The 13,741-nt window shown below is 34.3% G+C and carries 14 protein-coding genes; 4 read left to right on the forward strand and 10 right to left on the reverse strand.

What is annotated here, in order from left to right; all coding sequences use genetic code 11:
- Window positions 1–2: 2 nt before the first annotated feature.
- From MKY37_RS04180 to MKY37_RS04200, 5 genes are all read right to left on the reverse strand, one after another.
- Window positions 3–1,247: a hypothetical protein gene (locus tag MKY37_RS04180; RefSeq protein WP_340774090.1), complete on the reverse strand. Its 1,245-nt coding sequence runs from the start codon at window positions 1,245–1,247 to the stop codon at window positions 3–5.
- Window positions 1,231–2,400 (reverse strand): DUF58 domain-containing protein, encoded by a 1,170-nt coding sequence (locus MKY37_RS04185; protein WP_340774091.1) that lies wholly within the window; start codon window positions 2,398–2,400, stop codon window positions 1,231–1,233. The genes MKY37_RS04180 and MKY37_RS04185 overlap by 17 nt, the downstream gene beginning before the upstream one ends.
- Window positions 2,397–3,335 (reverse strand): AAA family ATPase, encoded by a 939-nt coding sequence (locus MKY37_RS04190; protein ID WP_340774094.1) that lies wholly within the window; start codon window positions 3,333–3,335, stop codon window positions 2,397–2,399. The genes MKY37_RS04185 and MKY37_RS04190 overlap by 4 nt, the downstream gene beginning before the upstream one ends.
- A gap of 16 nt (window positions 3,336–3,351) precedes the next feature.
- On the reverse strand, window positions 3,352–3,528 hold the full coding sequence (locus MKY37_RS04195; RefSeq protein WP_340774096.1) for an aspartyl-phosphate phosphatase Spo0E family protein: 177 nt from the start codon (window positions 3,526–3,528) through the stop codon (window positions 3,352–3,354).
- Between the two features lie 94 nt (window positions 3,529–3,622).
- On the reverse strand, window positions 3,623–3,814 hold the full coding sequence (locus MKY37_RS04200) for an abortive phage infection protein (protein ID WP_340774098.1): 192 nt from the start codon (window positions 3,812–3,814) through the stop codon (window positions 3,623–3,625).
- A 125-nt stretch (window positions 3,815–3,939) separates the two neighbouring features.
- Between MKY37_RS04200 and MKY37_RS04205 the strand changes: the two genes are divergently transcribed.
- The 3 genes from MKY37_RS04205 to MKY37_RS04215 all read left to right on the forward strand — a co-directional run bounded on the left by MKY37_RS04205 (window position 3,940) and on the right by MKY37_RS04215 (window position 5,572).
- Window positions 3,940–4,128, forward strand: a complete 189-nt coding sequence (locus tag MKY37_RS04205; RefSeq protein WP_090563100.1) for a YkvS family protein — start codon at window positions 3,940–3,942, stop codon at window positions 4,126–4,128.
- Window positions 4,129–4,189: 61 nt separating this feature from the next.
- A complete protein-coding gene (locus tag MKY37_RS04210; protein WP_340774103.1) occupies window positions 4,190–4,801 on the forward strand; it encodes a CPBP family intramembrane glutamic endopeptidase in 612 nt (203 codons plus the stop codon).
- A 129-nt stretch (window positions 4,802–4,930) separates the two neighbouring features.
- Entirely contained in the window at window positions 4,931–5,572 is a 642-nt protein-coding gene (locus MKY37_RS04215) for a hypothetical protein (protein ID WP_340774106.1), read from the forward strand.
- Window positions 5,573–6,406: 834 nt separating this feature from the next.
- Here the strand turns inward: MKY37_RS04215 and MKY37_RS04220 are convergent.
- Window positions 6,407–6,853 (reverse strand): MarR family winged helix-turn-helix transcriptional regulator, encoded by a 447-nt coding sequence (locus tag MKY37_RS04220; protein ID WP_340774109.1) that lies wholly within the window; start codon window positions 6,851–6,853, stop codon window positions 6,407–6,409.
- Between the two features lie 82 nt (window positions 6,854–6,935).
- The gene (locus MKY37_RS04225; protein ID WP_340774112.1) at window positions 6,936–7,982 is read right to left on the reverse strand and encodes an ATP-binding protein; all 1,047 of its coding nucleotides are present in this window, start codon (window positions 7,980–7,982) and stop codon (window positions 6,936–6,938) included.
- Window positions 7,983–8,167: 185 nt separating this feature from the next.
- On the opposite strand from MKY37_RS04225, the gene MKY37_RS04230 reads away from it, so the two are divergent.
- Window positions 8,168–9,922 (forward strand): B12-binding domain-containing radical SAM protein, encoded by a 1,755-nt coding sequence (locus MKY37_RS04230; protein ID WP_340774114.1) that lies wholly within the window; start codon window positions 8,168–8,170, stop codon window positions 9,920–9,922.
- Window positions 9,923–10,151: 229 nt separating this feature from the next.
- Here the strand turns inward: MKY37_RS04230 and MKY37_RS04235 are convergent, their stop codons facing one another.
- The 3 genes from MKY37_RS04235 to MKY37_RS04245 form a co-directional block, all read right to left on the reverse strand.
- Window positions 10,152–11,537 (reverse strand): TrkH family potassium uptake protein, encoded by a 1,386-nt coding sequence (locus MKY37_RS04235; RefSeq protein WP_340774115.1) that lies wholly within the window; start codon window positions 11,535–11,537, stop codon window positions 10,152–10,154.
- A 67-nt stretch (window positions 11,538–11,604) separates the two neighbouring features.
- Window positions 11,605–12,375, reverse strand: a complete 771-nt coding sequence (locus MKY37_RS04240) for a TerC family protein (RefSeq protein WP_340774117.1) — start codon at window positions 12,373–12,375, stop codon at window positions 11,605–11,607.
- Window positions 12,376–12,597: 222 nt separating this feature from the next.
- On the reverse strand, window positions 12,598–13,686 hold the full coding sequence (locus MKY37_RS04245; RefSeq protein WP_340774120.1) for an SDR family oxidoreductase: 1,089 nt from the start codon (window positions 13,684–13,686) through the stop codon (window positions 12,598–12,600).
- Window positions 13,687–13,741: the final 55 nt, after the last annotated feature.

Consider the following 13,741-nt stretch of genomic DNA (forward strand, 5'->3'; position numbering starts at 1 on the left):
TTTTAAACATCTTTTTCAAAAAAATATTTTGTTTTTATTTTTTCGAGATTTGAGAGGAAAAATTCGGCCTTCTCCGATTGAATAGTCACCCCGCCATATCTTACTTCCTCATAGACTTGGAAGAACTCATCCTTCACTGCCCATTCCATCCGGTGAAACCATTCACGCACTGTTTCACTTTTAGCTCGATCAAAATCATACAAGGAAGCTTCTACTTCAAATTCTTTATATTTCTCTCTTAATAGAGACGTATCCACTTGATATATGGATTGCTGACCATTTAACTGCTTAACTTTCCTATCTTCCTCTATCTCTTTATTTATATAATGAATAACACTAGGTTCTGTCGATAACGTATCTGGTTTATTTTTCAATAAAAATCGGATAAATAATACAATTATAATAACTGCTAAAACAAAGAAGACAAGTTCAAACGGAAAACCATTTCCAATACTTTCCGAGACTATTTCGTATGGCTCCATTTCCGTTGGCACTTCTGACTGGATACGTTCACTTTCTTCCGGTGCTTTTATTTCTAACCGACTAAAAAGATTTTCTAAATACTCTAATAACGGTAGAAATGGAATGATGGCGATACTCATAACCTTCCCAAACAGAACATCAAGCCCTTTTCTTATAAAAGGAATCGTAATATAAAGCACAGCGGATAAGCTTACTACAGATAACAATCCTATGGAAAACCCGCCTATTACCTGAGACATGGAAGCTGAGTTTTGTTTATTCGTGCTCACCCAAACAGCATACAATCTCATAGCTACAGGCAACACAACTCCTAAAATGACCATGCTATATAACGAAAAGATATAGTTCTCTAATCCAAGGATAAAACAAACAAAATGAACGGCCAAAAATATTAAAAAGAAATACAGATTATAGTTACTTTCAACTGTTTGTTCATCCTGTATTTTGTTAAATCGTACTTGTATACGCCAAATAGAAATTCCTGTACCTAATATAAATAACCAGAGAGGACTATTAAACAATAATAATATTAATAGAACACTGGTTGGAACTATAAAAGGAATAATTGGATTTGTACCAGTTCTCCCCATTGTTATTTGCATGCAGATAGCAATGATAGTTTGAAGAATGATCCATAAAAAAGGTAGTTCGAAGGTTGTCTCATACTGAAAAATAACCAAAGGTAGTGCAACAATCCATACATCTTGTATGTATTTCCCTAGTGACTGTGCTTGAACTTTTACATTATTAGTCATTATATCCATGAGATATGCCCCCTATCTCTGTAGGCGACTTATATAATACATTTGTTCGTTGCTCCCATCGTTGTAGTAGCGGTGTATACGCCTCTACACGATGCGTCTTCACATAAGTTGCAACTGGTAGCTCCTCATGCAAATCTAAGTATGCTAGTAATTTATCAAAAGGAATAATACTATGAGCAATCGAGAGGATTGACAACAATTCCATTGCTTGTATACGATGTGAATCCCCACTACCCAATGGGAGATATACAAAAGGGACTTTTCCAGATGTTCGAACATTTAACGCAAATGAAAAGGGGATATCTTCCTTATAGCAAGCATCGATATAGGAAGCAAGCCACTCTAATTTATCTTCAAAGTCAGAAAGAACACTATACTTTTCACCCACATTTACGACAAATAATACCGATACATTTGCCACACGGGTAAAAACTTTCGTCTGTAACTGTCCAGTCTTCGCACTAGCCTTCCAATGTATATGATGAAACTGATCACCAGGCTCATATTCCCTGGTACCTACTGGAAAGAAAGGATCGTCAAACAATGAGGAATTCAACGCCAAATCCCCTTGTTTCAATTTGGATGGTAAGAAATTCTCTTTAACATCGTATATATTTGGAAAAACAATCGCATCCAAAAGTATATATGGTTTAAACTCCAGTAATATGGATCCATCAGTTAAAGGATGAGGTATTTGAACATCAAGTTGCTTAATCTTGGCAAGGCCTCTGCTCGCGCCTTTGATGGGAACCTTTAATGAAACACTCTTTTTATAACCAATCGAAAAAGGAATTTTAACTTCGTGAAAGTCACCCACTCTTGTATTAGGTATTCCATTTGGCACTATATTTGTTTGAAAAGATATAGTTAAAACTGCGTTCCAAATTGGCAGTCCTTTGTTGTTAAAAGTCAGTGTAAGGTCTGAGGAAGTATTCTTCATTAAGCGTATTCTTTTTTTAGTATTTACAAATTCAAACCTTTGCCCAACTTTGCGATAATAAATTATTTGAACGAGCCCGATTAACAACAAAAAAGAAATAACCGCAACAAAAATATACTGTTTAAAAAGAAAACTAAGAATAAAAGTAAAAATGAGGAGATCTAAGTAAATTTTAGTATTGGTCATACCGGAACCATGACGATTCCAATTCATCGTACATTAGCCTCAACAGGTGCTTCCACCTCTTCTACTATTGTTTTCAAAATCTCTGCTAAATTGTAAATCAGCATTCCTTGAGATGATAACTTCATCCGATGAAGACATACTGGCTCAATAACCCTTTTCACATCATCTGGTGTCACGAAGGTCCTATTGTTCACAAAAGCATGAGCTTTCGCAGCTTGTAGAATCGCCAAAGAAGCGCGGCTACTAAGCCCTAGTTCTATGTATTGATGATTTCTTGTATAATGTACGATTTGAATGATATATGTCATGATATCCTCATGTACAGTTACTTCTTTCACTTGCTCTGTCCACTTTCCAATCTGTTCCAATGAGACAATTTTATCGATGCTAACTTGTCCTGGTGTACGTCCAAATTGCTGCAAAATACTTTTTTCCTCTACTTGTGACGGATAATCTATCGTCAATTTAAATAAAAAACGGTCTAATTGCGCTGCTGGCAAAGGAAAAGTTCCCTGTTGAGATTCAACTGGGTTTTGTGTAGCAATAACCATGAAAGGCTTTAAAAGAGGAATGGTTTCCCCGTCTATGGAAACCTGTTTTTCTTCCATTGCCTCCAACAAACTAGACTGAGTTCTTGGTGTTGCGCGATTGATCTCATCAGCAAGTAATATATTACTCATTACTGGTCCTACTCGAAGAACGAATTCTTGTTTTTGTGGATGAAAATAACTTATACCGGTAACATCTGAAGGTAATACGTCCGGTGTAAATTGTAAACGTTTAAATTCACCTTGAATCGCTTCTGCAAACGCCTTAGCCATCATTGTTTTCCCTGATCCTGGAACACTTTCTAATAGCACATGACCTTGTACTAATAACCCCATTAGCATAAAGTTAATTTCTTTTTCTCTTCCAACAATAGCTTTATTCAGTTCTGTTTGTAATAATGATATACTCCCCATTTTACTCTCTCCCCTATTATCCTTCTTTTTTAGTATTTTCCTCATCCATATCTATAAATTGAAAGTCATTTAATAATTGGTCTAACTCTTCACTTAACTTAATCGTATCTTGGTTTAAAACCCCTTTTTCTAAAGCGGATCTTACCATTTTCTCTCTAGTAGCCTCTAATCTTTTTAATCTTGTCTCTGACATACTGAATCGCTCCTTTTAACAATGTATATTAATTTCAGTATACCTTTTGAGGAATGGGACTAAACCATAAGACGTATGACAATTAACGACATTCTCAACTTCTAGGTATATTTAAATAGGTATATACTATCTGACCCCCTTGTTTCGCATTACCAGAAAAATGTTTAAAATCCTCTCGTAGAACTAATACTTCTCTAAAAGCTATAAATTCATTTTTTTCAATGACAATGTCTTTAATGTCCCCATTTTGAAGCATATTAAGTCTTTCTTCATATGATTCTTGCATAAGTATCAATCCTTTTATTAGTTATTTTTAAGATTTTTTTAAGAAGTTTAGCCAAAATACTTTACGTACTCCTTATTTTAAGGCAAACTGTATTATATTATGTTCTTAAGGGGATGGGACACTCTATGAAAATAGCTGAAGTTGGGAATATTATTGAATTCAAAGATGGTCTTCAAGGTATTGTAGAGAAAGTCAATGAAAACTCGGTGATCGTTAACTTAACTTATATGGAAAACTTTAATGAACTGGAAACAGAAGAGAAAACAGTTATCAATCATAAGCGTTATAAGATATTATATAGTAATGAAGATTAAACGTCATGCCGTTCCTCTCAAAAAGATGGACGGTTTTTTAAATATGAGAAGGATGTGTATTATGTTTCGTCAATCACCAATATATCAACTACTACTTTCATTAATTCTTGCTTATTGTCTATCCTGGATTACTTTTTCAAATGAAAAAGTTTTTTGGTACTTTTATACTTTCTCCGTATTTTTCCTTATGGCAGCTTTTTTCTATTTTTCCAAAATGGAAGAAGACAACAATTCAATCCGCTTAAGTTTTCTTGGCATAATGTTCGGGCTCCTTTCTTATGCAGGTATGCTAGGGACTTATCTCTTAATAGACATGGGACCAGCCTATTTAACAAACAGTATAGATAAATTTTTAAGTCATTATGGCCCAACAGCTATTTGGCATTATCTATTACTAATATTCATCATTGCTCCTGGTGAAGAGGTTTTTTGGAGAGGATTAATCCAACAACAATTAAAAAAATATATGCAGCCTAAGTTTGCTATTATCTTGAGTTCCCTGCTTTTTGGGTTGTCGTTCATATTCACTGGTTTTTGGATAGGTATATTAGGAGGATTTTTCGTAGGTGTCGTCTTTGGTATACTATATGAGTGGAAAAAAAGTATCACTGCAATTGTTCTTGCACACATTACTTTGCTGGTTCTATTGTTTTTAGTATTGCCTTTCACTTGAAACAAAACAAAACCCCTTATCGTCTACATAAGAAAAGCACAAGCGCATATGTCGACCCCGACAAGCGCTGGAGCTGGACAAATGCTGACTAAAGGATGCACTTGATAATAAAAAAGGAGCTGAAAACGGATGAAAAAATTTTATACATCGCTTTCTATTCTATTACTAACAGGTCTTCTCGCGGCTTGTGGTACAAGCACAACAACTGAGGATCCAGATGAGACCCAAGTAACAGTAGATGAAAATACTGAACAAGCTACCTCTCCGGAAGAATCGGAGAATATTGAAACAGAAACAGATACCGAACAATCGCAATCCACTAATTCTACAGAAAAAGTAGTAGAAGGAACTACTACGGAAAGTGACAGTCAAAACTATTCCATCACTGTCATGAAAGGTTTTGAGTTAACTGGCGAAGAACCAAATAAAGACTTGTTATTCAATCAAAACAATGATTCACAGTCAATGCGTATCGAAACTTTCTCTGCAGATGAAGTAAAAATCGAAGAAATTCAAGAAAATCTAGTTGTTACTTTACAAGCATCCAATGAATCAGCAACAGTTACTGATATTAAAGAAAAAAATCTAATACCTACTAATGATTTTATAGAAAATACTTCTTCTCATCAGATTGATACACCTGAAGGCAAGGTTTCAGGTTATGTATTTGAACGAGAAGGACTAATTGTTAAACTAACAGTATTTGACACAGCTGATTCTCCTGCCCTCGAAACATTTGTACAGATGGCAGAAACAATTAAAGCGAAATAAGAAAAACCTAAGTACTTCTAATTGCCTAAAACTGTTACTATCGTTTTCGAAGGGCTTTAGACGGACTTGTTGCTATATTTATTACCAAGTGAATTTTAGGGATGCTGGTTGATTGTGACGTTCGTCGCAATCAACCAGCATCTTTTTTTCGTTAATCTTATAGAGTTTATCCGTCACCATTCGACAACTTTTAAAAACAGGTTAATACATTTTTGGGTAACTAGAGAAAAGATACATTCCTATACTTAGAATGAGCGCCAGAAAATACAATTTCTGGCCCATCATTGCATCTTTATTGAATATATACTTCTTTTTCTCTGTATTTCCACTTTGATAAAAGAAAACCTACTTCCTCCTTTCAAGAGCGATTACTAGTAATTTTATAACTCTCTAAAATTTGACCAATCTTATCATCTAAGCGATAAGCTTTTATAAATCTTCTAGTGGAGTACTACACACTAATTTATTGTAGTGAAAGGTGCCGACTCCAGCAGAATCAGTGAGACAGATGAACCATCATATCGATGTGATGGCGACGGTGATGGTTCATCGCTCACCCTTCGGAGGCCAACAGGATGTTGGTCACGAAGGCGTTGCGATCGCATAGTGGAGCACTTTGCCTTTGTACTCCATCTGAAACGGAAATCAGCGGTATTCTTGGGTATATCCTATTTTTCAAAGTACCTAGAACACTAGATTTATGGAACGGAAAATTTTGTGCCTTCATTTCTTCTTTATATGTTCAGATTACATTTTACTCACCCCAAAGGGCTTCTATGTTAAAAGAATAAATAAAAAACTTCGATCCCATTATAAGGCTCGAAGTTTATATTATTAATAAGATAAGTTTTTAATAGATAGACCTAGCTTTTTTAGAAGTTCAATTACTTCCAATTTTTCGTTTTCCGGCAATGCATCCATGAGCCCTATCAATTGTTTCTCATGGCGTGGAAATAACTCATCCATAAATTTTGTACCTTCTTCAGAAATTTCTGCATAGGTCACACGTCTATCAGTTGGACTCGATACTCGTCTAACGTACCCTCGTCCCTCTAGTTTATCAACGACATACGTGATAGAACCGCTTGCCAATAAAATCTTATTACCAATTTGTTGAAGTGGCTGTTTACCTTTATGATATAAAAGCTCTAACACAGCAAATTCCGTTGGATTTAAACCATTTTCTTGAAAGAACTGATTGGAACATTCATGAATTACTTTATGGGCACGTGACAATACTATAAATAGTTTTAATGCACTGTTTGATTGTTCTTCTGTCATATTACGTCATCCTCACCTATATAAAATACATTACCCACTATTATATAGGTCCACGGTTTATATTGTCAAAAAGCTTAATAAACTATTTTTGGCATGGAAGAATAAAATCAAAAGTAGTACCTTCTCCAACTATACTATTAACCTTTATATTTCCACCATGTTCTTCTATAACTTTGTAGACATGTGATAATCCAAGACCTGTCCCAGTTGATTTAGTAGTGAAAAAAGGCTGGAAAATTTTATTGATATGCCCATCCTCAATCCCATGTCCTTGATCACTCACAGAAATACTAACAAAGTTCCCAAGCTTATATGAAATACTAATATGGATATTTCCACCATTAGGCATTGCTTCTGTCCCGTTTTTAATAGCATTTACAAATACCTGTTTCAGTAATTGACTATCTCCAATAACTTCACACTCTTTGCTTATTTGACTAGAAACGTTTAAGTTAATTGATTTTAATAAAGCTTGGGGAGCCATAAAATTGACAACTTCTAATATAGTATCTTCAACATTTATGACAGTAAACTTTGATTTACTTGGTTTAGAGAGCTCTAAAAATTGAGTGAGGATTTCTTCCATTTTATTGATTTCGTCATTTATAACAGTTAAGTATCGCTTCGCATCTTCTGTTGCATTTTGAGTTAATAGTTGTATAAATCCTTTCAACGATGTCATAGGATTTCGAATTTCATGCGCTATACCTGCTGCCAGTTGTCCTAATGTACGAAGTGATTCCGACTGATCGAGTCTTTTCTTCATAAACATTTTTTCTGATTCATCAGATATTTCAGCTAGATATAATCCGCTATCGTTTTGTTTAGAAATTACTACATGTATAAATTTATGCTCACCTACAAAAGTCTGGAATTCAATATGAGTATCCAAATATCCTTCGTTGAGAAGCTTTTCTAAAAAGCTATTTTTTTCTTCAACGGTTTCATTGAATAAACTTAACAGATGTCGTGCACTCAGGCCAATGAAATCGCTTTTGTCTATGTGCAGAATTTTTTCGGCATAGGAATTCAAATCTAATATTATTCCTTTGTCATTAATAAATATAAGTCCACTTGAAAAAAGCTGAAAAATATGTTCAAACTTTTCCTTATATTCGTATTTTGTCAACAAGAAATACACCAGCCTTTCTGAATATTACCTACATCAAATTATAAATAAGAACAACAGAAATTTGTTTGTTTATTCTGATTATTCCATAATATTGGACGGATTGACATGATTCTTATGACCTATATTGTCCATAAGAATTTGGACTGCTACAATAGAATTATAAAAAAAGGAGTTTATGAACAATGAATATAATTTTAACCACCTTAAATGCGAAGTTTATCCATACTAATTTAGCGCTACGCTGTTTAAAAGCTTATGCAGAACCCGAGTATCACCCCTTAATAGTAGAGTACACAATAAAAGATCCCACCTTTAATATAGTTGCTGATCTTTATCAAAAGAAGCCAAATGTTGTTGGTTTTAGCTGCTATATTTGGAACATTGAAGAAACGATAAAAGTTATTAAAATGTTAAAAACTGTCGACCCATCTGTTATTGTCGTTTTAGGAGGTCCTGAAGTTTCCTATGATACAAATATCTGGTTACGACAAATCAAAGAAATCGACTATGTGGTCGTTGGTGAAGGAGAACAATCGTTTAAAGACTTACTAAATTTTTTATCTAAGAAACAAACGATTAAAGAGGTTCCTGGTCTAGCTTATGTACAAGATGACAAATTTATACTTAATCCGCTACCACCAAAACTCGATTTAAGATTATCCCCCTCCCCCTACCGTTTTAAAGAGGATCTCCCTGATTTATCGAAACGTATCGTCTATGTTGAAACGAGTAGAGGCTGCCCATTTTCTTGTCAGTTTTGCTTATCTTCTATAGAAGTTGGCGTACGGTATTTTAATCGAGATAAAGTAAAAGAAGATATTCGTTATTTGATGAATCATGGTGCTAAACTTATCAAATTTGTCGATCGAACTTTCAATATTAGTCGAAGTTATGCAATGGAAATGTTTCAATTTCTAATAGATGAACATCAACCCGGAGTTGTTTTTCAATTTGAAATCACAGCAGATATTATGCGTCCAGAAGTAATTCAATTTTTAAATGAAAACGCTCCAGCTGGATTATTCCGTTTTGAAATTGGCGTACAATCTACAAACGATTTAACAAATGAACTTGTGCAACGTCGTCAAAACTTTGAAAAACTAAAACGAACTGTAACTATGGTTAAAAATGGTGGGAAGATTGACCAACATCTAGATTTAATCGCCGGTCTTCCAGAAGAGGATTATTCTTCTTTTAGAAATACATTTAATGAAGTATTTGAAATGCGTCCCGAAGAACTTCAGCTAGGATTTTTAAAATTACTTCGTGGTACTGGTCTACGAGTTGAAGCGGAGAAATATGGCTATGTTTATGTAGATCAAGCTCCATACGAGATATTCTCTAATAATGTATTAAACTTTGATGATATTTTACGTATTAAGCAAGTAGAAGATGTTTTAGAGAAATATTGGAATGCGCATAGGATGGATCGCACACTTGAGTATTTATTCGAACATGTATTTGAAACTCCTTTCGATTTTTTCCAACAGTTCGGGACTTTCTGGGAGGAGCGTAACTGGTCTAGAATCGGACACCAATTAGAGGACTTATACACTAGACTTTATGCGTTCTTAGAAGGCCTAGATAATATTTCATTGCCTACTATTCAAAGTGTGATGAAGCTAGATTATTTATCAAAACAAAAGTTCCAGCCTCGCAAGCCTTGGTGGAATAATGATCTTAGTAAGGAAGAACAATCTAAAATGTATAAATTTTTAGTAAAAGATCCAAGTCTAGCTGGTGAATCATTTACTACATTACAGTTAAATGAGCGAGAATTATACAAACAAACATTTATAACACCAATTTCTATTGATGTTGATGCATTTATGCAAGGATCTATTGAGGAAAAAGCAGGATATTTGTTAACTACATTTGGAAAGACGGAGACGCCTCATTTAGCATTTGTTAATGAAATAACTGCATCCCAAATTTAGTTGATATAATAACTATTGATTAAGAAAAGCCGGGCATAAACAATGCCCGGTGCTTTAGTTCAAAAACTGTTTCTATGTTTTTCCGAAGCGCTTTGGACAAATTGGTTGGTATAATATTATCGACCTAATTGGGGAGAGGTAATCTTGTGGAATTTATCTGTCCGTAGCTCTCCTACAACTTTTTTCTAAAAAAAAGCCGAGCAATAGTTCCATTGCTTGGCTTTTAATATTACCCAATAATCACACGCTCTTTCGGATAATGAAATTTTGTTTTTTTGTGTTTTCCTCCTAATGTAAACAAGAAAGATATTAAACCTACTCGCCCTATAAACATCAGAATCATTATTGTTATTTTCCCTATATTCGACAAATCCTCTGTAATACCGAGACTCATACCACATGTTCCAAAAGCTGAGGTGATTTCAAATATTAAAGAGGAAATTGGTACATCAGGCTCCGTAACAGAAAGTAACAGCGTAGCCGTGAAAACCATCACTAGAGCTAGAATAATGACAGCATATGAACGATAGACGTCTATTAAGTGAATTTCTCGATTAAATATTTGAATATTGTCTTTTCCTCTTGAAAAATGGATTAAAAAAAGGAGTGCAATGGCAAAAGTTGTAGTACGAATTCCACCACCGACAGAACTTGGAGAAGCTCCGATAAACATTAGAACACTCATTAAAAAATTGGTACCCTCGCTAAATAACGTAACATCCATAGTCGTTAAACCCGCTGAGCGTGTAGATACGGAATGAAAAAATGCGGTAAAAAACTTCTCATGCCACGGCATACCCTTAAAGGAATGAAAAAGCTCTAATATAAAAATCATAACTGCTCCAAACAACAGAAGTACTCCGTACGTAATGGTCGTTAACTTTGTAAATAAAGAAAACCGGAAATTTTTGTTTTTGTTTGATAAAAACTCCTTTACTTCAATTAAAACCGGAAAACCTATTGCTCCAAAAACGATTAATATACTTGTTATTGTTTGCACGAAATAATCATTATGGTATGCAAATAATGATTGGCCAGTAATATCAAACCCTGCATTAGTTGTTGCAGATACAGATGTGAATATTCCATGTATCGCTGCTTGTTCTAACGTATCGAAATACTTGGTAAAATATAAGGTTAATAGTATCGCGCCGATAATTTGAATAAGTAGAAGAATTTTGACAATCTCTTTTATCAGATGAACGACTCCTGATAAATTGGATTGGTTATGATCGACCATTATTAACTGTCTTTCACGTAGACCAATCTTCTTTCCTGCGATCAACCAAATAAATGTCCCTAACGACATAATTCCAATTCCGCCAAGCTGTAGTATAAGAATAATCATGAAATAGCCAAATACACTGTATGTCTCCAAAATACTTACAGACGTTAAACCAGTAACGGAAACGGCGCTCACAGCGGTGAAAAGACTATCAATGAATGCTACTTCAACCCCAGGTTTATGCACTCCTGGTAAACGAAGAAGAATAACAGAAATAGCAATGGCAATGAAATAATAAGTGACAATAACTTGAGCAGGTGTAAATTTCAATTTCTTTTTTAGTTGTGGCTGCTTCATTATTTTATTCCTTTCGGTATTCCAAGTAATCATTATCTCATTGTAAAAAAAATAAGCGTAAAAAGATAGTTAAAACTATCTTTTTACGCTTATTCTATAATTATTTCGCTGTTTTTTTCTCTTGCATAACCCCTAATACGTAACCACCAATAGCAATGGCAAGTAAAACTGTCCAGAAAATTAACTTCCATGGAGTAGAATGTGGGAAATGCTCATCTAACACTCCAACATTTGGATGTGCTAATGTCATAACCGCAAGTTTAACTCCAACCCATCCTACGATTAAGAATGCCGCAGTTTCTAATGAAGGCATCTTCTCCAGTAATTTAACGAATTTATGTGCTGCAAATCGCATAATAATTAGACCAATAACTCCACCTAAGAACATTATTGCGAATTGTCCACCATTAATACCACCAATTTCAAATTCTCCCCAATATGGTAATGTTACAGCGATTGCAACCGCAGCTAACATAGAGTCAATAGCAAATGCTATATCTGCAAGTTCTACTTTTAAAACAGTCATCCAGAAGCCAGAGCCTTTTTTAGGTGCCATATCGTCCATATCTATATGGTTATCTGAATTTTTTCGTTGATCATAAATATGTTTAATCGATATGAACAATAAGTATGCTGCACCTATTGCTTGAACCTGCCAAATATTCACTAAGAAAGTAATCATAAACAATGCTAAAAATCTAAATACAAACGCACCTAGTAAACCATAAAATAATGCTTTTTTCTGTTGATCTTTTGGTAAATGTTTTACCATTACAGCCATTACGACTGCATTGTCGGCTGCTAATAATCCTTCTAAACCAACAAGAACTAATAACACCCATCCGTACTCCAATAATATTGACGCGTCCATCAAAATCCTCCTTTTTTGCATATAAAAAGACCCATGCCTTAAAAAAGGCAAAGGTCTTGCTAAGCAAAAATAATATAATTGCTATCATAACCGGTGGCAACAACCACGTAATGACGACTATGAAATAGGTTTCCCTATAGCTACTCCCCTTTGACGTTAGTCAAAAGTCTATTTAATTATGTTATTAATTATAACATATTCAAAGCTTTTGTAAACTAATAACTACTTTATTAAAATATGAAAAGAGGAGTCGTTCTTATGCTTATTATAAAATGCAATCATTGCTGGTATTGTTTGGATAAAATCCGGGCATGTAATATTTCCTTTTGAAAGAATTGTTTCAGCATTTGTCGTATCAAATGTTGCATTCCAAGTTAAATAATCTAATGTTTCTTTTTCTACCCTTAAAAATTTTCGAACGGGATACAATTCAACAGAAGATTTTGCAATTGATAATGGAAGCCTCCCTCTTGGAAGCTTCCCAGTAATTTCTTTCACAAATGCTCTATAAACCTCTTCAACTGGATAAGGCTGCGGATCGGTTAAATGTATAGTTTGACCAATTGCTGCGTCACTAAAGGAACAATAGATTGATGCCTTAGTTATAAAATCACTTGGAACAACATTAATACATGAAATTGATTTTCCTAAATAGGGAATAAAAGGCAACTTCTTTAATTTTGAAATCATATTAACAAAGAAATAGGGACCATCAAACTTAATCGTTTCTCCAGTTTCTGAATGGCCCCTTACAATCCCAGGTCGAATAATTGTAACTGGAATCGCTACTTTTAACTTCTCTACAAGTAATTCTGCTTCATATTTCGTTTCTTCATAATAATTTTTAAAACCATCTGGTCGAATTAATTCAGTTTCTAATAATTTCCCTTCTCTTAAACCTGCCACATATGCTGTACTAAAATATACATATCGTTTTAGTTTGGAGAATTCAGTTACTACTTTATTAAACATATCTGTACCATGGACATTCACTTTCCAGGCAATTTCTCTTGGAACAGCTAAATCATAAATGGCAGCAAGATGCCAAACGTATTCAACTTCATTTCGCAACTTTTCGAGAAAATCCTCTTGAATTCCGGCATCAGAAAGGGTTATATCTCCTACTACGATTTCAATTGTTGGAGTATGTAATTGATCGTGATAAATTTCCTCGATTACTTTTTCTGCTAAATCAGTTTGAGAAGGTAGTACAAGTACATAAATTTTTGAAAAAGCACTCTGCTGCCTTAACTCTTTTATAATATTCTTTGCCAAAAATCCTGGAAACCCTGTCATCAAAGCAATGGACATGTGTTACACCCCTTTTTCCATTATACGTAAAAAGAGTCTCCAATTGAAGACTCTC

Origin of the sequence: Psychrobacillus sp. FSL K6-2836, from assembly GCF_038003085.1 — a bacterium.
Taxonomy (GTDB): Bacteria; Bacillota; Bacilli; order Bacillales_A; family Planococcaceae; genus Psychrobacillus.

Bases quoted from the DNA above. Each gene is read 5' to 3' on its own strand.
- MKY37_RS04195 (WP_340774096.1), bottom strand. From the start codon at position 3,528: ATGTCAGAGACAAGATTAAAAAGATTAGAGGCTACTAGAGAGAAAATG.
- MKY37_RS04185 (WP_340774091.1), bottom strand. From the start codon at position 2,400: ATGAATTGGAATCGTCATGGTTCCGGTATGACCAATACTAAAATTTAC.
- MKY37_RS04220 (WP_340774109.1), bottom strand. From the start codon at position 6,853: ATGACAGAAGAACAATCAAACAGTGCATTAAAACTATTTATAGTATTG.
- MKY37_RS04230 (WP_340774114.1), top strand. From the start codon at position 8,168: ATGAATATAATTTTAACCACCTTAAATGCGAAGTTTATCCATACTAAT.
- MKY37_RS04200 (WP_340774098.1), bottom strand. From the start codon at position 3,814: ATGCAAGAATCATATGAAGAAAGACTTAATATGCTTCAAAATGGGGAC.
- MKY37_RS04205 (WP_090563100.1), top strand. From the start codon at position 3,940: ATGAAAATAGCTGAAGTTGGGAATATTATTGAATTCAAAGATGGTCTT.
- MKY37_RS04215 (WP_340774106.1), top strand. From the start codon at position 4,931: ATGAAAAAATTTTATACATCGCTTTCTATTCTATTACTAACAGGTCTT.
- MKY37_RS04210 (WP_340774103.1), top strand. From the start codon at position 4,190: ATGTTTCGTCAATCACCAATATATCAACTACTACTTTCATTAATTCTT.
- MKY37_RS04245 (WP_340774120.1), bottom strand. From the start codon at position 13,686: ATGTCCATTGCTTTGATGACAGGGTTTCCAGGATTTTTGGCAAAGAAT.
- MKY37_RS04190 (WP_340774094.1), bottom strand. From the start codon at position 3,335: ATGGGGAGTATATCATTATTACAAACAGAACTGAATAAAGCTATTGTT.
- MKY37_RS04235 (WP_340774115.1), bottom strand. From the start codon at position 11,537: ATGATTACTTGGAATACCGAAAGGAATAAAATAATGAAGCAGCCACAA.
- MKY37_RS04240 (WP_340774117.1), bottom strand. From the start codon at position 12,375: ATGGACGCGTCAATATTATTGGAGTACGGATGGGTGTTATTAGTTCTT.
- MKY37_RS04180 (WP_340774090.1), bottom strand. From the start codon at position 1,247: ATGGATATAATGACTAATAATGTAAAAGTTCAAGCACAGTCACTAGGG.